Origin of the sequence: Rhodococcus sp. MS13 (assembly GCF_013277835.1) — a bacterium.
Lineage (GTDB): Bacteria > Actinomycetota > Actinomycetes > Mycobacteriales > Mycobacteriaceae > Rhodococcus_F > Rhodococcus_F erythropolis.
The window spans coordinates 183,473-205,587 of sequence record NZ_VBTL01000001.1 but is presented as its reverse complement, the minus strand read 5'-3'; the positions used below and the strand labels follow the sequence as shown (position 1 = coordinate 205,587).

Here is a 22,115-nt window from a genome sequence, read left to right as displayed (position 1 = left end):
GACGTGATGTGCGTCGCCGAAACGACCTGAGCCGTTCCTGAGCAGCACCTGAGAGAGCTGTGTGACGTCCGCCGCGACACGGGCGAGGACCCGAGGATGGATAGCGCCCGGCTTTGGTCTACGCTGCGTAGTAATTGGGCCTTCCCTCCGGGCATGCCCTAGTTGAATTTTGTGGCGATCAGGAAGGCGTGAACGTGGCGCAAGGTCGGATCCTTCGGCGAGCGGGGCTGGCAGTATCTCTGGGCATTGCTGCCTTGCTGCTGTCGGGTTGCTCCATCGACAACGAAGTGCTTCGTTTCGGGTGGCCTTCGGGCATCACCCCGGAGGCGACGCGCATGCGTGAGCTGTGGACGTGGTCGGTTGTAGCCGCCCTCGTCATGGGTGTGCTGGTGTGGGGGCTGGTCTTCTGGGCCGTCATCTTCCACCGCAAGAAGAAGGACTCGCCGGAATTCCCGCGTCAGACGGCATACAACGTGCCTCTCGAACTCGGTTACACGGCAGTTCCCTTCGTCATCATCGCGGTTCTCTTCTACTTCACCGTCATCGTCCAGAACCATGTTCTGGACAAGACGGACAACCCTGACGTCGTCGTAGACGTCACGGCATTCCAGTGGAACTGGAAGTTCGGCTACCGCTCCATCGAGTTCGGCGACGGCAGTGCCAAGTACAACGGCATCGACGTCGAAGCCGAAGAGGCTGCCAAGGCCGAGGGCTCCACTGTCAACGATCACGGCGAAGAAGTTCCCGGCCCGATCCACGGCAACAGCACCGAGGACCTGAGCTACCTGCACTACGACAAGATCGAGACTGTCGGCTCCAGCCAGGAGATCCCGATCCTCGTTCTGCCCACCGGCAAGCGGATCCAGTTCGAACTCGCTTCCTCGGACGTCATCCACGCTTTCTGGGTGCCTGAGTTCCTGTTCAAGCGCGACGTTCTCCCGAACCCCAAGGAGAACCACTCGGACAACATCTTCCAGATCAGTGAGATCGAGAAGGAAGGCGCGTTCGTCGGGCGTTGTGCAGAAATGTGTGGCACGTTCCACGCGATGATGAACTTCGAGGTTCGTGCGGTTTCGCCCGAGGACTTCGCCAAGTACATCGAACTGCGCAAGGGTGACGCGGAGGGCAAGGGTGGTCTGACGACCGCCGAGGCCCTGCAGGCAATCGGTCAGTCGCCGGTGGCTACGTCGACCACGCCGTTCAACACCGACCGCGAGTACCGTCAGGCAACCGTCGCCACTGCAGGCAACTGAGCCGGCCAGCCTCTTCACTGAACAAGGACAAGTGCTGATATGAAGATCGAAGCCAAGCTCTTCGAGATCCTGACGATGTTCTTCATTCTCGTCGCGATCATCTACGGAGTGTTCACCGCTCTGTCACGCACAGGTATCGAGTGGGCCGGACTGACGGCCATCGTCCTGTCTGCAGGTCTGACGCTCATCGTGGGTACCTACTTCCGCTTCGTTGCCCGTCGTCTGGACACCCGTCCCGAGGACTACGACGACGCAGAAATCTCGGATGGTGCAGGAGAACTGGGCTTCTTCAGCCCCGGTAGCTTCTGGCCGATCCTGCTTGCCGCCGCAGCTGCACTCGCGGCAGTGTCGCTGGCGTACTTCCAGCCGTGGCTCATCGCAGTCGCAGTTGTCTGTGTGCTCGCCGCAGCTGCAGGCTTGGTGTTCGAGTACTACACCGGACCCGAGAAGCACTAGTTTCACCCGCACTCCAACAGAGGCGCCGCACCCACCCGGGTACGGCGCCTCTGTTGTCGTATCTACGAGTTGCGGTACGAGGGTGCCGATTACCCAACCGCTCTTTGTCAATCGTGGAGCGAGTATTCGAGGTCGTAGCGGTGCAGACCGTCGACGATCTCTAGCTCGAGAGTGCCTGAGATGCCCTTCAGCTCGCCGGTTCCGGACCCCGGCACGATCTCGTACAGAAGCTTCTGCGTTCCGTTGATCATCTGACCGAACTGCTGCAGTGCGAACGATCCCACAGCTTCGTCGACCTGCCCGGTGACAAACTCCAAAGCGACGTAGCCCGCTTCACCGGTTGTCGGATCGCCGGCAGACAGCATGAGTCCGGTCGATGTTCCTTCGACGCCGCCGATGAACGTCTTGTCGAACTCGAAGCGCCCGACGCGTCCGGAGAGCTCAGGATCGGCGGGGCGGAGATCGATCTCGAAGGTGCCGCGTGCATGGGATGTCATGGTCCGAGTATCTCACCAGGCGGCCACGCCTCGAGGGGACTACCGAGAACGTGCAACACTCCGTAGATGATCCTCGAACATGCCGTCCTGCAGGTCGATCCGTCGCAGTCAGCGCGATTCGAGGTCGCGTTCGATGTGGCCCGAACCATCATCTCCGAGGTCCCCGGATTCATCAGGCTGCGACTCTCGCACTGCCTGGAATCGCCGGAGCGATATCTCCTGCTCGTCGAGTGGGAAGACGTGGAGTCACACACCATCGGGTTCCGTCAGTCCACGGGATACGAGAAGTGGCGAGAACTTCTCCACCACTTCTACGAGCCGTTCCCGACGGTGGAGCACTATTCAACTGTGCTCGAGGTCTAGCCAGGCGTCGTGCCCGCTGTTGTCGGCGCTCAGACGTCGAACCGGGGGAGTGGTGACCCACTGGAGGTTGTCATGCTGAATCGCTCAGAGAACGAGTGAGGCCCCGAACCGGAATCCGGTTCGGGGCCTCACTCGTCAACTGTCGTCCTTAGTGGAGTTCTCCACTCGAACCATCGGACTTGCCGTTGGTTCGGTTCTGGTAGTCCAGAAGGATCTGAAGCTGCTCGTGCTCAGCTTCGTGATGAGCGGCTTCGAGAGCCTCGCTCTCCTCGACTGGGTCAGCGGTGATGAGGCTACCGCTACCGGGCTTGCCGGCGAGGCCGAGCTTGTTCATCTTCTTCGGGACAGCAGCACCCTGGTACTCGAGCGGGATCGGGTGTCCGTGCTCGTCGACGGGGCCGAGCGGCTGGTGGATCTCGATGTACTGGCCGTTCGGCATCCGCTTGATGATGCCGGTCTCGATGCCGTGTTCGAGGACTGCACGGTCACTGCGCTGCAGGCCGATGCAGAACCGGTACGTCACGAAGTACGCGATGGGCGGAAGGATGACCATGCCGATACGGCCGATCCACGTCATTGCGTTCAGCGAGATGTGCAGGTGGTACGCGATGATGTCGTTGATGCAGGAGATCGTGAGCACCAGGTAGAACGCGATGGACATCGCACCGATAGCGGTACGGACCGGCACGTCGCGCGGGCGCTGCAGGATGTTGTGGTGAGCGTCGTCTCCGGTGAGACGCTTCTCGATCCACGGGTACGCGATCAACAGTGCGAAGACGAGGCCCATGATCAGGGCGACGGCGAACACAGCGGGGATCGTGTAGCGGCCGAACAGGTAGATCTCCCACGCCGGCCACAGTCGAGCAAGGCCGTCCGTCCACATCATGTAGATATCGGGCTGGGAACCTGCCGAGACCTGTGACGGGTTGTACGGACCGATGTTCCACACGGGGTTGATCTGGAACAGACCACCGAGCAGTGCGAGCACGCCGAAGGTCATGGCGAAGAACGCGCCACCCTTCATTGCGAAGACCGGGAGGATGCGGACGCCGACTACGTTCTGTTCCGTACGGCCGGGGCCGGGGAACTGCGTGTGCTTCTGGTACCAGACCAACGCGAGGTGGCCGGCGATCAGAGCCAGGATGATGCCCGGGAACAGCAGCACGTGAGCGACGTAGAGACGCGGGATGATGAGGTCGCCGGGGAAGTCGCCGTCGAAGATCAGCCAGTGCATCCAGGTACCGACGATCGGGATACTCATCGTGATACCACCGAAGGCGGCGCGGAGGCCGGTGCCCGAGAGCAGGTCGTCGGGGATGGTGTAACCGAAGAAGCCTTCGAACATCGCCAGGATGAGCAGCAGGCAGCCGATGACCCAGTTCGCTTCACGCGGACGACGGAATGCGCCGGTGAAGAAGATGCGAGCGAGGTGAACGATGATCGACGCCGCGAACATCAGTGCAGCCCAGTGGTGAATCTGGCGAACGAAGAGACCGCCGCGCACCTCGAAGGAGATGTTCAGGGTCGTCTCGTAGGCGCGAGACATCGTGACACCGCGAAGCGGCTGGTACGCGCCCTGGTAGACGACGTGTGCCATCGACGGATCGAAGAACAGTGTCAGGAACACACCGGAGATCAGCAGGATCACGAAGCTGTAGAGCGCGATCTCGCCGAGCATGAAGGACCAGTGCGTCGGGAAGACCTTGTTGATCTGCCGGCGCATGCCTGCGGCTAGGTGGTAGCGGGAGTCCATAGCCTCCGCTTGTCCAGCCGCTGCCGCACTGATCTTGGACGGTTTGGTTGTTGTTGTGGTCACGGTCGACGCTCCCAAAATGCCGGGCCGAGTGCTTCGATGAAGTCACCGTCGGCGACCAGGAAGCCCTCTTCGTTCACTGTAATAGGCAACTGCGGAAGTGCGCGAGCAGCGGGACCGAAGATCGGCTTGCCGTAGGTCAGTGCGTCGAACTGCGACTGGTGGCAGGGGCACAGAATACGGTTGCTCTGCTGTTCGTAGAGCGAGGTGGGGCAACCCAGGTGGGTGCAGATCTTCGAGTACGCGAAGTAATCGCCGTAGTTGAAGCTCTCCTGGCCCTTGCGCTTGGTGACACGCGCGGTGTCTTCCGTGCGGAGGCGGATGAGCATCACCGAGTTACGAATGCCGCGCAGTGCTGCGAGCAGAGCGTGCTCGTCGCCACGGTCGGACTCGCGGAACGGGAAGACCGTTTCCATCGAACCGGCATCGAGATCTTCCGGGCGAACGAGGACGATGTCCTCGGGACGGCCGGTGTCACGACGCAGGTAGATGGTCTCGCCCGGGTAGTTCGGGGTCCAGCCGGACACCCACAGGGGTGAGTCGTCGCCCTTGGCCCACGGGTTCTTGATGAGTCCGCCGAGAGGCATGACCATCATGACGCCGAGTGCGCCACCGCCGAACATCAAGCTGCGCTTGATGGCCTTGCGGCGGGGGAGGGTGGACGTATCGAGGGTGTCGCCGAGCTCGGCGACGATCGTGCGACGATCGACCTCGGTGGATCCACCGTCGTGGCGGTCCTGGATCGAGACCTCTTCGGGGATGAACTTCTTGGTGAACTGAACGGCACCGATGCCGACGCCGAGGATCGCCAGACCCATGGTCAAGCCGATCAGCGGGGTGTACAGGCTGTACTTGCCGTAGTTCTCGTCACCGGCACCTGCATACTCCCAGGGCCAGAACAGGTAGATCGCGATGAATGCGATCGCCGAAACGCCGGCGAGGCCGAACCAGAAGGCGACGTTGCGCTCGGCGCGCTTTTCCGCCCTGGTGCCCTTTACCGACCAACGATCACGGCGGTAGACGACATCGACGCCATCGAGATTGGTACCCAGCTTGACCAGGTCGTCGCGTGACATCGCGTCGAGCTCTTCATCTGTGTACTTCTTAGGCGTATCGCCGCCATGCTGGCCAGCGTCGCTCATGACCTTGCTCCGATCCACAATGCTGCACCGACGACAGCGATGATTCCGACGGCCCACATGGCGAGACCCTCAGAGGCCGGACCGAGCCCACCGAGCCCGTACCCACCGGGGTCCTTCGACTCGCCCGACGACTTGACGTAGGCGATGATGTCCTTCTTCTCCTCGATCGTCAGCTGACGATCCGAGAACTTCGGCATGTTCTGGGGGCCGGTAACCATGGCAGCGTAGATCTGCTGCTCGCTGGCCGGATCCAGGACCGGGGCGTACTTGCCCGAGGACAGTGCGCCACCGCGGCCGGTGAAGTTGTGGCACGACGCGCAGTTGAGCCGGAAGAGCTCACTGCCGCGTCCGATGTCGCCACCGCGCAGCGAGGACTGGGCGATTTCGCCGTTCTCGTCGCGGATGAGCGTCGGGCCGCCGCCGTTGGCCTGGATGAAAGCGCCGAGGGCGTCGGTCTGCGCAGCATCGAACTTGGGGTCCTTGCGTGCAGCCTGGGCCTCGTTGCGAGCTGCGGGCATACGACCAGAGGAGACCTGGAAGTACACGGCTGCTTCGCCGACGCCGATGAGGCTGGGACCGCGGTCCTGCACGCCCTGCAAGTTCGCGCCGTGGCACGTGATGCATGACGTGTCGTAGAGCTGCTTGCCTTCACGAATCAGGGCTGCTGAATCGTCGCTGGCGGTCGCAACCTGCGGAGCTGGTGTCAACGCCGAAGCGAGGAAACCTGCGCTGATCAATCCCATCATCAATACGAGCGCGCCGGTAACGCGCCGGCGGATTTTCCGCTGGCGACGCGACTTCGCGGCATTCGCTGAGTTATCGGATGCGGGAGGGGGGGATGAACTCATCTGTATCCCTTTGGTATGTCGGGACGGAACTGGACGTCAGGGGCTGCCTGGGGCGTACAGCTGATTAACGGATGAAATAAATCGTGGCAAACAGCGCGATCCACACGATGTCGACAAAGTGCCAGTAGTACGAAACAACGATCGCGGCGGTGGCCTGGGCGGGCGTGAACTTGCTGACCCGGGTACGTGCGATCAAGAAGACGAAGGCGATGAGACCGCCGATGACGTGCAGACCGTGGAAGCCGGTGGTCATGTAGAACACCGAGCCGTACACGCTGCTCGAAATCGTGGTGCCCTCGTGCACAAGGTGGTAGTACTCGTAACCCTGGCCGGAGACGAAGAACGCCCCCATGATCAAGGTGATGGTGTACCAGCGACGAAGTCCGAAGACGTCGCCACGCTCAGCCGCGAAGACACCCATCTGGCAGGTGAACGAAGATGCGATAAGCACCAAGGTCACCGGCACGGCCAGATACAGGTTCAATTCGGTTGGCTCCGGCGGCCAATTTCCGTTCGCCTGAGCTCGTGCCACGAAGTACATGGCAAAGAGCCCTGCGAAGAACATGAGCTCACTTGACAACCACACGATGGTGCCAACGCTGACCATATTCGGCCGGTTCAGCGAGTGCACGCGTTGGGTGATTGCCGATCCTGAAGTCCCTACTGCGCTCGTCACAGACAGAAGTATGACGCTTCGTCGTAAGAGACGACCACTCGGGTCCACCATCGGCGCGTCGCTCGGCTCGAGTTCGCGGGATCGGGCGGCGAACGCGCTGGTGGCGTGGTCGGAATATGCTGGCGCGATGGCAGCTACACACAAGAGTAGACCGTGGTTCCTGAGAATTTTCGGCACGAAGATTCCGACGCCGCTCGACGCGGGGCGGTCGGATCTGGTCGTCGTTGCCGAGGGCTTCGACGACGCCGAGGCGAGTTCGACCGCTCTCGAACGTGCCGGCTCCACCGAGCCGGAGTTTCGGGCGGAGTCCGAAGTGGTTCTGCGGCACCATCTCGACCTGCCGGAGGACTCGGTTGCCGATGCCGAGAACATCGTCGCTCAGGACGGATATGTGCGAGGCGCGAGTCGGCCCGAGGAGGTGACTCAGGCGGTCGAGAATTCGGTTCGCGTCGTCTTCGAGCGTGTCCAAATCCTTGACGCCCTGCATTGCTCCCAGGAGCGATCACGAATGGCCGGTCTGGCGCAGCGACTCGGTGGTTCCGTCGCCGGGTGGAACGCGCTCCAGCCCCCGATTCTTGCGGAGGCGACGCCCAAACGCGGTCGCCGAAAGACCTGAGCGGCCCTATTCGGTTTCCTTGCTACCTCACTGACTAGGCTGCGAGGGTCATCGGCAGCACAAAATGGCAGCACGAAACGACAGCACGAAACGACAGCTTGAAATCCAGCCCACATGAACGACAAGGGGACCAAGGCACTATGGCCGGCACCGACGCATCCAACGCCGTGAACGTCGATTCGAGTGCAGTGGTGCGGTCGTGGCCGATGATTCTCGGTCTGCTCACGGACGGCAGTGACCTGTCGGAAGCCGACAGTCGGTGGGCGATGGGCGAGATCATGTCGGACAATGCCACTTCCGCTCAGATCGCCGCTTTCGGCGTCGGGCTGAAGATGAAGGGCGAAACCCCCGCGGAGTTGGAAGGGCTCGCCGGCGCGATGCTCGAACACTCCCGGCGCGTGCCGGTCGATTCCGACGTCGTCGACATCGTCGGCACGGGTGGTGACCGCTCCAACACGGTCAACATCTCGACGATGGCCTCGATCGTGGTTGCCGCGTCCGGTGTGCGAGTTGTCAAGCACGGCAACCGCGCTGCTTCGTCCAAGAGTGGTGGCGCCGATGTACTCGAGGCGCTCGGCGTTCGCATCAACCTCGGCCCGGAGCAGGTTGCGAGGTGCGTCGAAGAGGTCGGCATCGGCTTTTGTTTCGCGCCGGTCTTCCATCCCGCACTGCGCTTTGCGGCGGTGCCTCGCAAGGAAATCGGCATCCCGACGGCGTTCAACGTGCTCGGTCCACTGACCAATCCGGCTCGTCCGCGTGCCGGGCTGATCGGGTGCGCATTTCCGAAGCTGATCTCGGTCGTCGCGGGAGTCCTTGCACAGCGCGGTAATTCGGCGTTGGTGGTGCGTGGAGACGACGGACTCGACGAACTGACCACATCGACGACTTCGACGGTTCACATCGTCGGCGGTGGAAGTGTGCGAACTGTCACGCTGGATCCGCGCGACCTCGGAATCGACCGCGTTCCTCTCGAAGAGTTGCGCGGAGGAGACGCCGAATTCAACGCCACCGTCGCCCGAACGCTGCTTTCCGGGCAGAAGGGGCCGGTCCGGGACGCGGTCTTGCTGAACGCGGGAGCGGCCATCGCGGCGTTCAACGGTGTCGGTGACGATCTCGAGGATGCGATCTCCGCCGGGATGACTGCGGCCGCTGCCGCGATCGACGGCGGCGCCGGCGCTGAACTGCTTCACAAGTGGGCGGCACTGACCGCCGAACTGGCCGACCAAGCCTGATCGACGAGCTACTCGCCCAGCGAGAAACCGGCCTCGACGTCTGCGCTGGAGAAGGACTGGAAGGCGATGTGTGTGGCGGTTCGGAGAACGCCGGGCACCTTGTTGATTCCTCCGGTGACCACGTCGGCGATCTGGGCGTGGTCACGTACCTTCACGATGGCGATCAAGTCGACGTCACCTGCGCACGAGTAGACCTCCGTCACTCCGGACAGGTCGGCGACGGCCTGCGCGGTTTCCGGGATCCGAGCGGACTCGGCGTGAATCATGACGATGGCGTTGATCATTTCTCTCCTCGATTTCCCGGTGGGTTGTGATGACCCGGTGGTTTCGATCGAGCTTAGGGGTGCCGCCCCGTCGTTACGTCATCGATGTTCGGATTCGGTACCGGCCCGCGCGAGTCGGCACCAGGCTTCCCACTTGCCGGCGCCGCCCGCAGGTTCGACGTAGCCGGATGTCGCCGACACGATTCGGACACCGTCCGATGCGAGCCACCGTGCGATCAGGCCCAGTTCTTCGGGTGACGCGCCGCGAAACGGTGCGTCGTCCGGTAGGACGGTTTCGGCTGCCGCGGTGATGGCGTCGACGACGGGCATCGGGTGAGTTCCACGTCTGGCGAGCCCGGCGGACGCGAGACGTCCGGAACGGATCACCGACAGCTCCCAGCCGCCGTCCCCGGTGGGACGGGCGAGAATCAGTTGTTCGATCGCCGCGACTGCTGCAAGTCGCTGAGTGCGCCGCACTGCGGTAGAGACTGCGACCGTTCGGTCACGCAGACGAGCAGCATTCTCGAACAACGCGTGTTCGGACAGCTCGTCTATTCGCGCCTGCATTTGTTGGAGGGGAGCGTCGTTGGTTCCCCGGAAGAATCCACGCACAGTCTCAGGGGCGGCCGCGTAGTCCTGCGCAGTGAGTTCCGGTGCCCAGGAGGCGGGACACGCCCCCAGTTCGCGAGCGGGGCAGTCAGGGCCGTGAACGGCGCCGCGCCCGAGACGTTTGGTGCACGTGCGTAGGCGGCTGAACTCTGCGACGGTGTCGGCGACTTCGACTGCGTCGCCGCGAGAGGTGAACGGGCCGATCGAATCGGCCGTAGGCGTGCGAACCACGGACAGTCTGGGAAACGCCTCGTCGGTGAGAGTGATCCACCATCCTCTTTTGGGGAATTTGGAGCGACGGTTGTACGGGGGTGCATGCGCGCTCAGTAGTCGTAGTTCACGCACTCCTGCCTCGAGCGCATGGGCGCACTCGACGTGGTCCACACGGGTGGCGAGCGCGACCATTTCCTTCATCCGGCCGCGGGTCTCCGAACCGGTGAAGTAGTTGCGGACGCGGCGTCGAAGGTCGGTAGCAGTTCCTATATAGAGGGCTTCGTCCGAAGGGCCTCGGAAAAGGTAGACACCCGGGCTTCGCGGCAGGTTTGCGGCGAAGGACCGTTTTGCGCGCTGATGTGAGGAAATGTTGGGCAGGTAGTCGACGAGTTCGCTGTAACTGTGGACGCCTTGGTTCCCGACTCTGTCGATCAACCCGTGTAGGACGTCGACGGTCGCACGCGCGTCGTCGAGCGCGCGGTGCGTCGGTTGGGTGGTCACCTGGAAGAGATGGGCGAGTGCGGAGAGTTTGACCGAAGGCGCCTCGTCGCGGGTGAGCACGCGTCTGGCGAGCTTCACAGTGCACAGCACACGGAACGACGGCCACGGGCGTGCGCTGCGTGACGCCGCTGCTTTCAGGAAGCCGATGTCGAAGGGCGCGTTGTGTGCCACCAGCACCGCACCCTCGGCGAATTCGAGAAAAGCCGGTAGGACACGTTCGATGGGAGGTGCGCCGATCAGCATGGCGGTGGTGATTCCGGTCAGTTCGACGATGTACGGCGGAATCGATCGGCCGGGATCGACGAGTGTTGCCATTTCACCGAGCACTTCGCCACCGCGGATCTTGACGGCGCCGATCTCGGTGATGGAGTCCTGGTCGGCGCTTCCACCTGTGGTCTCGAGGTCGACGACGACAAACGTCGTTTCGCCCAGCGGTGTGTCCAGCTCGTCGAAGCTCAGTTGCCGCCCGACGTCGAACTTCTCCCCGTCGGAGAACGGGGACGGAGACGGAAATTCTCGGGCCGAGGCGGGACTCACACCGCAGACAGTAGAAGGACCCCCCGACACGAATTCGAGAGTGCATACGCGGAACCTGGCTCACTCCGACTTCCATTGGGAAAGCAACGGATTGACCCCCGTCAAAAGTACGAGAGACGAGGATCACACTTGCGGTGGGAACTCGCGAATGCGGACTCCTACCTACTTACCGGTAGGGCGATTCGTGAGGGTGTTGCTACGGCGATCAGTCGCCGAAACCGCCTGATTGATCGAAACGGGTTCTAGTTTCAAGTAATCGGCGTTGAACTGCATGGGAGATCGGATTGTCGGGTTTGGTGACCCTTGCCAGTGGGTAGCAAGCGCAGGTTTGCGGGCCAGGTGAGCCTCGCCGAACAGACCTGTTGTTATCTCTTCGTGACCCGTCCGGCGTATCGCGGGCGCGGCAGCATGATTTCCGGCGAATCGGGCGCGATTGTCACGAAGCGGTCGACATCGTCGCGATCATTTCGTAACCTTCCTGAGACCTAACGAAGTCTTGCCGGACCAAACAGGACCGGCATCGTCAGGAACCGCCTAATCGGGATCTCCGCGAGGAACCCGAACCGGGAACCCAAGTTTCCACTGGGGTGAATCCCGCCTGGGGTGCAGCACGCATGATCGCTGCGGACCACGCGGGTAGGGCTGATCTTCCCAGCCCGAACCCGTCAGCTAACTCGGTCGGCGGATGAATGGAAGAAATGGAGCACCCCTTAAGTGGCGTCACAGAGTTTCAAGCGTTCAGCGCAGTTGGCAGTAGCCGGCGCGCTCGCAGTCGGAGCATTTGCTGCAACCGCTGCACCTGCCTCGGCAGACCCCATCACCATCCCCGGCGTCGGCACCTTCGAGGTTCCGGGCGTTTCTATTCCTCAGTTGCCGGTCATCCCGGGCATCACCGACATCGCACCGGCCGCTCCGGCCGCTCCCATCTCCAGTGTTGGTGAGCAGGCAGTTCGCGCCGCAGAGAGCAAGCTGGGCTCCCCGTACGTGTACGGCGCATCGGGCCCGGACGCATTCGACTGCTCCGGTCTGGTCCAGTGGGCATACAAGCAGGCTGGTCTGAACCTGCCTCGCACGAGCTACGACCAGGCCGCAGCCGGCGTTGCCGTTTCACAGTCCGATCTTCAGGTCGGCGACGTGATCTCCTTCTACGGCGGATCGCACTCGGGCATCTACGCCGGCAACGGCAACGTCATCCACGCGTCGACCGCTGGTCAGCCCGTGAAGCTCGCACCGGTGTCCTCGATGCCGTACGACGGTGCTCGCCGTTACTGATTTCTGAACACGCTCGACGGCTGTCTCCGGTAGACGGTCGGAACGATCCGCCGCTGCAAGGCGGCGGAGCTCGGGGGAGCTCCGGATCTTCGAATGTGGGCCTCGAATCTTTGATTCGAGGCCCACATTTTCGTTTCGCGACAATTCGCCCGGTACTTCACCCCGACACGCCTACCGGCGAGTAGACACAAACGTATGCCGTTCCGTAACCTTATCGAGACATTGCGCGGCCGAGACAGGTACTGTGGATAGTTGACAGCCAGCTAACAGATCGTCGACCGGTCCCGGTCGACGTCGCTTCACCGAGACGGAGAGTTGCATTCCGTGGTTTCATCGAAAAACAACAGTCGAGTACGCGCCGCATTGACAGTGGGAGTGCTGGCGTTCGGACTCGTCGCAGGGCCTTCGATGCAGGCCGGTGCCGACCCCGTCATCACCAACCCCACCGAGGCGCTCGACAAGCTCGGTGAACTCTCCCGGGTATCCGAGCAGACCAACGAAGCGCTGCACAACGCACAGATCGACCTCGACGCGAAGCTGGCGGTCGCGAATGATGCGGACGCGCGTTCGGCAGCCGATCAGGGTCTTCTCGACGCGGCTTCGGCACGTGTCGCCGAGTTCGCTCCGGCGGTAAACCGTATTGCCACAGCGAATTACCAGGGTGCGCGGACCAATCGCCTCTTTGCGTTGATGGTGAGCGACTCGCCGCAGCAGTTGCTCGATCAGATGTCCGCGCTGGACGTGATTTCCAACGACGCGGCAGTGCAGGTCTCACAGTTCAACCAAGCCACTGCCGAAGCGCGTGCCGCCTCGGAAGCATCGAAGCGGTCGGCCGAAGAAGCGCGGACCGCCGCCGATCAAGCCCGCGCACTCAGTGACGATTTGCAGCGCAAGCAGAGTGAACTGCAGACGCAGATCGCCGACGTGACCAAAGCTTTCCAGAGCCTCACCGACGACGAGCGTAACCAACTGAGCGGTACGCCATTCCCGCCGGATGTCGATCTCAGCAAAATTCTAGCTAACTTGACGCCTGGTTCGGGTGCTGCTGCTCTGCAGGCAGGCCTCACGCGGATCGGTGACCCGTATGTCTGGGGCGCGACCGGCCCGAACGAGTTCGACTGCTCAGGTCTGGTCGTATGGGCCTACAAGCAAATCGGGAAGACTCTGCCGCGTTCGAGCCAAGCGCAGGCGCAGGGCGGTGTACCGGTGTCGAGGGACCAGTTGCAGCCCGGTGACGTCGTGACTTTCTACAGCGACAACTCGCATGTCGGCATCTACGCCGGCGACGGAAACATTCTGCATGCGTCGACGTTCGGCGTACCGGTGAAGGTTCAGTCGATGGCAGGCATGGAGTTCTCCACTGCGCGTCGTTACTGACGGCTTGCTGCGCCCGAGCGGCGTGTGGCCAGCCGCCGTGAAGCGTCGAGTCGAGTTCTCCTACACTCGGCACCGTGCCGACTGAACCGATGACGACGCCCGACGTCGGCGCAGATCGAACACGCCGTTGGGAGTATCCAGCCCTCGTGGCGCTCGGCGTTGCAGTGGTGCTCGTTCTAGGTTTGACGATCTTCCTGACGAACAGGTCCGATTCCGACGAAAATGCGGCCAGTGAGCAGGACGCCGAACGCACCGCGCAGGTACAAGCATTTCTCGATGCATGGGCTACGGCGCAGATGTCCGACGATCCGTCGGGGCTGGCGAAGTTCGTCGACAGTGCTGCGGCACCCGGTGTGCTCGAAGCGGAAGTTCGACGAGCCACCGCTGCGGGAGCGCTCGACTTTGCCGACTGGGGATACGAGATTCCCAGCGGCGGCCTGACACCGGCGCCGCGAACCGGTGCACCGGACGGAGACGTCGAGGTCTGGAATGCGCAGGTTCTGTTGCGATACGCCCTCGACGGCGTTGACGCATTGCCCACTCGCAAGGCAGTGTCCATGACGCTCGCGAAACGCGGCGATCAGTGGTCGGTTCTTGCGGACGGGTCGATCGTCGGACTGGACGGAGCCCGAACGGCGGGCGAATCCTGGAACGGCCCTTGGGACTTCGGCCCGCTGGCCGTCGCCGAAAATACCGCGGGCAATGCACTCGTGATCGGTCACCCGGGTCAGCAGGTGTTCGTCGACGCTTTGGCGGCCGATGTGGACTCAGCCATCGAAAACACGACGCAGTTGTGGGGGCCGTGGTGGTCCGAGCGCGCGGTGCTCATGGTGGCGGGGTCCGCGGAGGAGTTCACCGCACTGGTCGGCTCCCATCACGACGGCGCTTCGATTGCCGCAGTGTCGGTCGCGGATGCAACGGCGGACGGGTCTTCCGACGTGAGCGGCCAGCGGGTGGTCTTCTCACCTGCCGCGGCTTCGAGGCTGACCGACATCACCAGGCGAACGGTGTTGCGCCACGAGCTCATGCACATAGCCGCCCGATCGAAAACCCGCGACGGGTCGCCGATGTGGGTGTTGGAAGGGTTCGCCGAGTACGCGGGAAATCGTGGATCCTCGCGGGCCTGGGGTGAGATAGCGCCGACTCTGGCAGCAGCGGTCCGCGCCGGCGATACTCCGACCGAGTTTCCGGACGACACACAGTTCGGCGGTGTCCCGGTCGTGAGTTCACTGGCGTACGAATCGGCGTGGTCTATCAACGCGTATATCGCTGATCGATTCGGCGAGGCGAAGCTGACCGACCTCTTTCGAGCCCTCGCCTCCGGAAAGATGACGGCCGAAGACCTCGACTCGCGGATCCGAGCGGTCCTCGGCGTTGGAACCGAGGAACTGCGAGTCGGCTGGGTCGACTGGACCAACAGCCATCTGGGCTGAGCGGTTTGCGGCTGGACGTTCGACTCGGCGAGGTGAGCTTCGCAAGTCTCGAAGCACTGCGTGCCCTTGTCACGACTCCAAGCACAGCGTGCCCTACGGTGGACGGATGCGCCGGACCCTCTTGGTGACCAACGATTTTCCTCCTCGCCCCGGAGGTATCCAGTCTTATCTCCACACGTTTGCCGGGCACCTGCCGGCGGACAAGTTGGTGGTGTACGCACCGCGGTGGCGGGGCGACTCGCACAAGAAGTTCGATGCGGCACAGCCTTTCGAGGTCGTTCGGCACCCGACGACACTGATGCTGCCGTCGCCCTTTGTCGCTCGTCGGGCCGCGAAGCTGGTCAAGAAGCACGACTGTGAGTCGGTGTGGTTCGGTGCGGCAGCGCCCTTGGCGCTGTTGGCGCCGGTTGTTCGACGCGCCGGAGCGAGCCGAGTGATCGCGAGTACTCACGGCCACGAGGTCGGGTGGTCGATGATTCCCGGTGCGCGGCAGTCGTTGCGTGTGATCGGCGATCACACGGATGCGGTGACGTTTGTCAGCAAATACACCCGTGGACGGTTCTCGGCGGCTTTCGGCCCGCAAGCGGCGCTCGAGCACCTTCCGTCCGGAGTGGACACGTCGGTGTTCCACCCGGACTCGGTCGCCCGCGCAGAACTGCGCAAGCGATACGGGCTGGGAGAGCGGCCCACGGTCCTGTGCCTGTCGCGGCTCGTGCCACGCAAGGGGCAGGACATGCTCATCAAGGCGCTGCCGACCATTCGCAAGAGCGTCGACGGGGCGGTACTGGTGATAGTCGGCGGTGGACCGTACGAGGACCACCTCCGTCAATTGGCGCGTAAGACCGGGATGGACGATCACGTCGTCTTCACCGGCACGGTGCCCGCCGCAGAGTTGGCGGCTCACCACACGATTGCCGACGTGTTTGCCATGCCGTGTCGCACGCGAGGCGCGGGATTGGATGTCGAAGGACTGGGAATCGTCTACCTCGAGGCCTCGGCGACCGGTGTTCCGGTCATCGCCGGGCGCAGTGGTGGCGCTCCGGAAACGGTGCAGCAGAACAAGACCGGGCTCGTGGTCGACGGCACCTCTGTTCGTGACGTCGCCGAATCCGTGATCGAGGTGCTGTCCGATCGTGATCGAGCGGCCGCGATGGGAGCAGCCGGCCGGGCGTGGGTTGCCGAAGACTGGAAGTGGGACACGCTCGCTTCGAAGCTGCGTAATCTGCTCGGCTGAGCCACCGGGACTCGAACGCAAACGGCCCGCACCGAATTCGGTGCGGGCCGTTCGTTGCTGCGAGAAGCTGCTTGCCGAAAACCTACTTGGCGTAGATCTTTTCGATGTCGGCGGCAAAGCTCTCGTGCACGACGTTGCGCTTGAGCTTCATCGTGGGCGTGAGTTCGCCTGTGTCCTCGGAGAAGTCGACCGGGAGAATGCGGAACTTCTTGATCGCCTCGGCGTGTGAGACGAGCTTGTTGGCCTCGTCGATGGCGTCCTGGATTTCACCGACCAGTTCGCCGTCCGAAACCAGGTCGGCAGCTGTGGTTCCCGCGGCCTTGTTGTTGCGCTCGTTCCAGGCGGGAAGTGCCTCGGCGTCGATGGTGATGAGAGCGCCGATGAAAGGCTTCTGGTCGCCGACCACGATGGCCTGGCTGATCAGGGGGTGTGCGCGAAGGGAATCTTCGAGCTGAGCGGGGGAGACGTTCTTGCCGCCTGCCGTGACGATGATTTCCTTCTTGCGACCGGTGATCGTGATGTAGCCGTCCTTGTCGACGGTGCCCAGGTCTCCGGTGTGGAACCAGCCGTTCTCGATCGACTCGGCGGTCGCCTTCTCGTTGCGCCAGTAGCCGGTGAAGACCACCGGTCCCGAGAGGAGGATTTCGCCGTCTTCGGCAATGCGAACGGAGTTGCCGGCCAACGGCTTTCCGACAGAGCCGACCTTCTGTGCGCCGATGGTGTTGACGGCGAACGCTGCGGTTGTCTCGGTCAGTCCGTAGCCCTCGTAGATCGTGACGCCGATACCGCGGAAGAAGTGGCCGAGTCGAGCGCCCAGGGGTGCACCACCGGAAATGGCCAGCTGGCACTGTCCACCGAGTGCAGCGCGCAGCTTCGAGTACACGAGCTTGTCGAAGAGGGCGTGCTTGGCCTTGAGAACGATGCCCGCGCCGCCCTTGTCCTGAGCCTCGCTCCACGCGACCGCGGTGTCTGCGGCCGCGTCGAAGATCTTGCCCTTGCCGTCACCGTGCGCCTTGGCGCGTGCGCTGTTGTAGACCTTCTCGAATACGCGCGGCACCGAGAGGATGAAGTCGGGCTTGAACTCGCCGAACGTCGGAACGAGGTTCGGGATGTCGCTCGTGTGTCCAAGCGCTGCACCGGCATCGAACGACGCGATGCTGACTGCGCGAGCGAGAACGTGCGCGAGCGGCAAGAACATCAGGGTGCGAACGCCGGGAGTCTTGAGCAGCGTCCCGAGGTTGGAGTCGAGGATGCCCTTCGACTCCGCAATGAGGTTGGAGTGCGTCAGCTGGCAGCCCTTGGGTCGGCCAGTGGTGCCCGAGGTGTAGATCAGGGTCGCGGGATCGGAGGCCTTCAGTGCAGCGACGCGGGCGTGGACGTCCTCGTCGGAGATGTCGGCGCCCAGTGCGGTCAATTCCTCGACGACACCCTTACCGGCTGCCGCGGCATCGATCTGGTAGACCGTGCGCAGCGCGGGTGCGGCTGCAGCGACGTCCTTCACGGTCGCGGCGTGAGTGTCGTTCTCGACGATGAGGTCGATTGCTTCTGAGTCCTCGAGAATCCAACGAACCTGCTCGGCTGCGGAGGTTTCGTAGATCGGAACCGTCACGCCACCGGCTGCCCAGATGGCGTAGTCGACGAGCGGCCATTCGAAACGCGTCGCCGACATGAGGCCGACGCGGTCGCCCTGCTTGACGCCGATCGCGATGAGGCCCTTGGCGACTGCAGTCACCTGGGCGGCGAAATCGCCTGCAGTGACATCGACCCATGCATTTCCGACTTTGCGCTTGTAGACAACCGCCGCCGGCTTCGTCTTCGCGAAGGCGAAGACCGAGTCGACCGCGGAGGCATCCTCGGGAATGGTGAACGTCTGGGGTGCGCTGAACTCAGGCACGAAATACCTCCGACACTGCGAAATACTGACGAGTAGGGTTTTCGTCTCCTACTGTAGTCGCATGTCCGACGCAGTTGTGGCCAGGCTTACAGTCTGTCCGGTATGTAGTGGTGCGACACCCCCCGACGCTTCGCCGACGCGATATGTGAAGCTACTTCGGTGAGCAGCATTCAGGTCGCAGACCAGACTTTCATCGCCGCCCCGCCCGAGCGGGTCGCCGAACTGTTGTCCTCGCGCGCGCGGTGGCGTCGCTGGTTCAGTGATCTTGCGCTCGAAGTCCGGGAAGATCGCGGTCCCGCAGGATTCCGTTGGGGAGTGTCCGGTCAGCTGGTCGGCACCATGGAGGTGTGGCTCGAACCGGTCATGGACGGGACGATCGCGCACTACTTCCTGCACTGTGAACCGGTCGGCGTATCACCGTCGGATCTGGCGAACCTCGACCTCTCCGGGATGAACCGAGAGCGTCGGGTCGACGGCAAGGTCATGTCCTTCCAGCTCAAGCGCGAACTCGAAGCAGGACGTGCCGCCGGGGTAGCACCGGACTGATAATCGAAGTAGTGCTCGTTGTGCAGGTTCTGGACTTTTGACGAAGGAAGGTAGCGCAGTCGTATGGCCGAGAAGACCAAGGGGTTGATCAGCATCGACGCCCCTGCCGACGCCGTGATGGACGTCATCGCCGATTTCGCGCAGTACCCCGAATGGGTGGCCGCGGCGAAGTCCGTCGAGGTGACGGCGCCGGGGCAGGGCGGCCGCGCGGACCGAGTGCGTTTTGTCCTCGACGCGGGGATGGTGAAGGACACCTACGAACTGCAGTATTCGTGGGCGCCGGACGGTATGGCGGTGAGCTGGGAGCTGATCTCGGGTGAGATCCAGAAGTCCCAATTCGGTTCGTACACACTCGAGCCCGGCCCGAACGGCACCACCTCTGTCACCTACGAGTTGACGGTCGACCTGACGATCCCGATGATCGGTCTCTTCAAGCGCAAGGCCGAGAAGATCATTACCGACACAGCTCTGAAAGAACTGAAGAAGCGAGTCGAGGGCTGAGTGCCGGAGCAACGATCTCGCGTCCAACTGTTCGTCGGTAAAGGCGGAGCAGGCACGACGACGCTTGCCTCGGCGACGGCTGTGTCGGCTGCGTCCGACGGGGCACGAGTGCTTTTGGTGTCGATCGATCAGGCAGGTTCTCTCGCGGATGTCGTGGGCGTGCCGGCGCTGCGAACGACTACACCTCTCACCGAGCGCCTCGACGTCCGGCAACTCGACACTTCAGAGCTCCTCGAGGAAAAGTTCCGAGGACTGTCGGGATTGATCGATGCTGCAGGAAATTTCGGAGCGGGAGATCACGAACACGGTTCGTCGTTCGAAGGGTTGGAACCGGAAGAGTTGACGGGATCCCTGGGGATCCAAGACATACTCGGACTCTCCGAGATCGTCGATATCTCGAGCAGCGGTGACTACGACCTCGTGATCGTGGACTGTCCGGCCGCAGCCGAAGCGCTGCGGATCCTCGGGTCGCCGTCGATGGTGTCGGAGTATCTCGAGCGATTGTGGCCGCGGCACAGGCGGATGGTCGCCGTGACGGGCTCGGACATGCGAGTGTTGCTACTCGTGTCCGTCATCGAACGCGTGCTCGCGTCGGTGGATCGGATCGCCGTTCACCTCTCGGATCGGGAGAACACCAGCGTGCGCGTTGTGACGTCGGCCGATGGCGTGTCGGCCGCGGCGACTCGCCGGACGCTGTCCGGTCTGGCTCTGGCCGGATTGCGAGTCGACGGGATTATGGTCAACAACATTGTCCCGCAGTTCAACTCGTCGGCCGGGAAGGGTGTCGACGATTCGCCGGCGGCGCAGTGGCTCGCTTCGATCAGGGCGTCACAGGCACTCGTCGTCGACGAATTGCGTGGATCGACTGATGGAATGTCCGTCACAACGGTCGAGCGCGCCTGCGCCGAACCGGTAGGGTTGGCGGCTCTGGGCGAGATCGCGGCCACGTTCGAGGGTGGAACGGGCACGGATTCGGACACCGTCGACACAATCGACGCTGTCGACACCGCGGACAACATCGTGGTGTCGTTGGAGTCGGGGGCCGGGGTCGATTCGGTGTACGTGATGCGGATGTACCTTCCGCTCGTGGATCCGTCGTCGTTGTCGTTGGGCCGGGTGGAGGACGATGTGCTGGTGGGAGCAGACGGCGTACGACGCAGAGTTCGTTTGGCGTCGGTGCTGCGTCGTTGTGTCGTGAACGGGGCGGAGTTGGACGGCAGTTACCTGATCATCCGGTTCAGCCCGGATCCCGCGGTGTGGCCAGTATGAGCGAAGAGCATGAGCGCCTCGTCGCGGAATTTCGCGCGCTGGCGGATACCGTTCTGACGCGCCTGGAACCGGTCTTGCAAAAGGCTGCAGCAGCGACGGCCGACGTTGCGGGTGACTCGGCGTCAGCGGACACGCAGCCGGTGTTCGCTGGCTGCAGTTGGTGCCCGGTGTGCGCTCTCGCTGCACTGGTTCGCGGTGAGCACCACGAACTACTGGCGTTTCTCGCGGGTCACGCAGCGGCGTTCCTCGCATTGCTTCGCGAGATTCTCGACGAGTTTCTCGGGGGGCCGTCCGGCCCGGATCGCGGACCGGACAGCGGAGCGACGACGCCAGGTGCCGAGCGAACTCGAACGGCGGCATTTGTCCCGATCAACGTGACGGTCAAGGACTGACTTAGTACCCCGGGTAGAGCTGACGGCCCGAGATGAGCACAATCGACACAATGGTCACCGACGCACGAGGCACCGATACAGGGTGCGCACTCCAGCGGGCGCCGCTCGCGCGGGAATTGGCGCGATGAGCGCGCGCCGCTTGAAAGCGGTCTCCGACTCCACCATGGACGACATCTTGACGGTCGGCATCGACGTCGGCGGAACGAGCATCAGGGCCTCCGTCGTGGACGTCGACGGACAAGTGCTCGAGATGATTCAAGCCCCGACCCCGCAGTCCGCACGCGCTCTCGAAGACGGCCTCGATCGCGTCGTACGCGAACTGGTCACCCGGCACGAGGTATCTGCCGTGGGGTTGGCGGTCGCCGGCTTCATCACCTCCGATCGAAGCTCGGTTCGGTTCGCGCCGCACTTGCCCTGGGTGGACGCGCCGGTGGGAAGTGACTTGAGCAAGCGGCTCGGATTGCCCGTCGTTCTCGAGCACGACGCTAATGCAGCGGCGTTCGCGGAGCACCGATTCGGCGCGGCCGCAGGTGGCCGCAATGTCGTGATGGTGGCAATCGGGACCGGAATCGGCGGCGCGCTGCTGATCAACGGTGAGCTGTACCGGGGCAGTCACGGCGTCGCCCCCGAACTCGGCCACATCCAGGTCGTGCCAGGCGGGCGTCAGTGTGCGTGTGGCAAGCGTGGGTGTTGGGAGCGCTATTGCAGCGGAACGGCGCTCGTGGACACGGCAATCGAACTGCTGGCCGCCGACCCGGCTGCGTCGACGGTTCTGGCGCGCGAAGTAGCGGTGGATCCGGGTTCCCTCACCGGTCGCCGGATCGCCAACGCCGCGCAGGACGGTGACCCACTCGCTCTGGCAACCATTGCCGAGTTCACCCGTTGGCTGGCCGTCGGATTGGCGATGGTCGGGGACGTCTACGATCCCGATCTGGTCGTGATCGCAGGCGGCGTCGCGAGTTCTGCCCCACTGTTTCTCGACGACGCCCGTGAGCAGTACGCGACATTGTTGACCGGCGCGAAGCACCGCCCGCTGGCACGAATCCGTTCGGCTCAACTCGGCGAAGCTGCGGGCATGGTGGGCGCCGCCGCATTGGCGCGTTCGGTAGTGCCTCAGGATCTCGGTGGGGTCGACGGCGCTGGAACCACGTCTGCCGGACTGTGATCGGGTCGATCCT

22 protein-coding genes and 1 riboswitch are annotated in these 22,115 nt (G+C 63.2%); of the genes, 14 read left to right on the top strand and 8 right to left on the bottom strand.

Features of this window, described 5'->3' with window-relative positions; genetic code table 11:
* Window positions 1-188 precede the first annotated feature (188 nt).
* Both FEZ59_RS00840 and FEZ59_RS00835 read left to right on the top strand, forming a co-directional pair.
* Entirely contained in the window at window positions 189-1,253 is a 1,065-nt protein-coding gene (locus tag FEZ59_RS00840) for a cytochrome c oxidase subunit II (protein WP_019748910.1), read from the top strand.
* Window positions 1,254-1,292: 39 nt separating this feature from the next.
* Window positions 1,293-1,709 (top strand): cytochrome c oxidase subunit 4, encoded by a 417-nt coding sequence (locus FEZ59_RS00835; RefSeq protein ID WP_003941723.1) that lies wholly within the window; start codon window positions 1,293-1,295, stop codon window positions 1,707-1,709.
* A gap of 107 nt (window positions 1,710-1,816) precedes the next feature.
* On the opposite strand, the gene FEZ59_RS00830 is transcribed toward FEZ59_RS00835, so the two are convergent.
* Complete coding sequence (locus tag FEZ59_RS00830; RefSeq protein ID WP_020908106.1) at window positions 1,817-2,206, bottom strand: DUF3224 domain-containing protein; 390 nt, start codon at window positions 2,204-2,206, stop codon at window positions 1,817-1,819.
* 66 nt (window positions 2,207-2,272) lie between these two features.
* Here FEZ59_RS00830 and FEZ59_RS00825 point away from each other — a divergent pair, with 66 nt between their 5' ends.
* Window positions 2,273-2,569: an antibiotic biosynthesis monooxygenase gene (locus FEZ59_RS00825; protein WP_172932078.1), complete on the top strand. Its 297-nt coding sequence runs from the start codon at window positions 2,273-2,275 to the stop codon at window positions 2,567-2,569.
* Between the two features lie 148 nt (window positions 2,570-2,717).
* Here the strand turns inward: FEZ59_RS00825 and FEZ59_RS00820 are convergent, their stop codons facing one another.
* The 4 genes from FEZ59_RS00820 to FEZ59_RS00805 form a co-directional block, all read right to left on the bottom strand.
* A complete protein-coding gene (locus tag FEZ59_RS00820) occupies window positions 2,718-4,322 on the bottom strand; it encodes a cytochrome bc complex cytochrome b subunit (protein WP_044480654.1) in 1,605 nt (534 codons plus the stop codon).
* A 59-nt stretch (window positions 4,323-4,381) separates the two neighbouring features.
* Window positions 4,382-5,524, bottom strand: a complete 1,143-nt coding sequence (locus FEZ59_RS00815) for a ubiquinol-cytochrome c reductase iron-sulfur subunit (RefSeq protein ID WP_020908103.1) — start codon at window positions 5,522-5,524, stop codon at window positions 4,382-4,384.
* On the bottom strand, window positions 5,521-6,372 hold the full coding sequence (locus FEZ59_RS00810) for a cytochrome c (protein ID WP_020908102.1): 852 nt from the start codon (window positions 6,370-6,372) through the stop codon (window positions 5,521-5,523). The genes FEZ59_RS00815 and FEZ59_RS00810 overlap by 4 nt, the downstream gene beginning before the upstream one ends.
* A 64-nt stretch (window positions 6,373-6,436) precedes the next feature.
* Window positions 6,437-7,048, bottom strand: a complete 612-nt coding sequence (locus FEZ59_RS00805; RefSeq protein ID WP_020908101.1) for a heme-copper oxidase subunit III — start codon at window positions 7,046-7,048, stop codon at window positions 6,437-6,439.
* 127 nt (window positions 7,049-7,175) lie between these two features.
* Here FEZ59_RS00805 and FEZ59_RS00800 point away from each other — a divergent pair, with 127 nt between their 5' ends.
* Together FEZ59_RS00800 and trpD are read left to right on the top strand one after the other, a co-directional pair.
* Complete coding sequence (locus FEZ59_RS00800) at window positions 7,176-7,664, top strand: hypothetical protein (protein WP_172932077.1); 489 nt, start codon at window positions 7,176-7,178, stop codon at window positions 7,662-7,664.
* 140 nt (window positions 7,665-7,804) lie between these two features.
* Window positions 7,805-8,896 (top strand): anthranilate phosphoribosyltransferase, encoded by a 1,092-nt coding sequence (gene trpD, locus FEZ59_RS00795; protein WP_172932075.1) that lies wholly within the window; start codon window positions 7,805-7,807, stop codon window positions 8,894-8,896.
* Window positions 8,897-8,904: 8 nt separating this feature from the next.
* Here trpD and FEZ59_RS00790 read toward each other — a convergent pair whose 3' ends face one another.
* Together FEZ59_RS00790 and FEZ59_RS00785 are read right to left on the bottom strand one after the other, a co-directional pair.
* Window positions 8,905-9,180, bottom strand: a complete 276-nt coding sequence (locus FEZ59_RS00790; protein WP_003941677.1) for an Lrp/AsnC ligand binding domain-containing protein — start codon at window positions 9,178-9,180, stop codon at window positions 8,905-8,907.
* A 78-nt stretch (window positions 9,181-9,258) separates the two neighbouring features.
* Window positions 9,259-11,019, bottom strand: coding sequence for a DEDD exonuclease domain-containing protein (locus FEZ59_RS00785; protein WP_172932074.1), 1,761 nt, complete (start codon window positions 11,017-11,019; stop codon window positions 9,259-9,261).
* A 521-nt stretch (window positions 11,020-11,540) separates the two neighbouring features.
* A riboswitch (cyclic di-AMP (ydaO/yuaA leader) is annotated at window positions 11,541-11,719 on the top strand.
* Window positions 11,720-11,733: 14 nt separating this feature from the next.
* Here FEZ59_RS00785 and FEZ59_RS00780 point away from each other — a divergent pair.
* From FEZ59_RS00780 to FEZ59_RS00765, 4 genes are all read left to right on the top strand, one after another.
* Window positions 11,734-12,291 carry a C40 family peptidase gene (locus FEZ59_RS00780; RefSeq protein ID WP_019748904.1) on the top strand — a complete coding sequence of 186 codons (558 nt, stop codon included), beginning with the start codon at window positions 11,734-11,736 and terminating at the stop codon, window positions 12,289-12,291.
* Window positions 12,292-12,615: 324 nt separating this feature from the next.
* A complete protein-coding gene (locus tag FEZ59_RS00775) occupies window positions 12,616-13,668 on the top strand; it encodes a C40 family peptidase (protein WP_020969878.1) in 1,053 nt (350 codons plus the stop codon).
* Window positions 13,669-13,742: 74 nt separating this feature from the next.
* Entirely contained in the window at window positions 13,743-15,101 is a 1,359-nt protein-coding gene (locus tag FEZ59_RS00770; protein ID WP_346343210.1) for a hypothetical protein, read from the top strand.
* A gap of 106 nt (window positions 15,102-15,207) precedes the next feature.
* Window positions 15,208-16,335, top strand: coding sequence for a glycosyltransferase family 4 protein (locus FEZ59_RS00765; protein WP_031333520.1), 1,128 nt, complete (start codon window positions 15,208-15,210; stop codon window positions 16,333-16,335).
* Between the two features lie 82 nt (window positions 16,336-16,417).
* On the opposite strand, the gene FEZ59_RS00760 is transcribed toward FEZ59_RS00765, so the two are convergent.
* Window positions 16,418-18,229 (bottom strand): long-chain fatty acid--CoA ligase, encoded by a 1,812-nt coding sequence (locus FEZ59_RS00760; RefSeq protein WP_019748900.1) that lies wholly within the window; start codon window positions 18,227-18,229, stop codon window positions 16,418-16,420.
* A gap of 159 nt (window positions 18,230-18,388) precedes the next feature.
* Between FEZ59_RS00760 and FEZ59_RS00755 the strand changes: the two genes are divergently transcribed.
* From FEZ59_RS00755 to FEZ59_RS00735, 5 genes are all read left to right on the top strand, one after another.
* A complete protein-coding gene (locus tag FEZ59_RS00755; RefSeq protein WP_021344585.1) occupies window positions 18,389-18,775 on the top strand; it encodes a hypothetical protein in 387 nt (128 codons plus the stop codon).
* A 63-nt stretch (window positions 18,776-18,838) separates the two neighbouring features.
* Window positions 18,839-19,276 (top strand): SRPBCC family protein, encoded by a 438-nt coding sequence (locus FEZ59_RS00750; protein WP_019748898.1) that lies wholly within the window; start codon window positions 18,839-18,841, stop codon window positions 19,274-19,276.
* Window positions 19,277-20,545, top strand: a complete 1,269-nt coding sequence (locus tag FEZ59_RS00745) for an ArsA-related P-loop ATPase (protein WP_021344584.1) — start codon at window positions 19,277-19,279, stop codon at window positions 20,543-20,545.
* Window positions 20,542-20,937 (top strand): hypothetical protein, encoded by a 396-nt coding sequence (locus tag FEZ59_RS00740; protein ID WP_021344583.1) that lies wholly within the window; start codon window positions 20,542-20,544, stop codon window positions 20,935-20,937. The genes FEZ59_RS00745 and FEZ59_RS00740 overlap by 4 nt, the downstream gene beginning before the upstream one ends.
* Window positions 20,938-21,061: 124 nt before the next feature.
* On the top strand, window positions 21,062-22,102 hold the full coding sequence (locus tag FEZ59_RS00735) for an ROK family protein (protein ID WP_020969875.1): 1,041 nt from the start codon (window positions 21,062-21,064) through the stop codon (window positions 22,100-22,102).
* The last annotated feature ends 13 nt before the right edge of the window (window positions 22,103-22,115 follow it).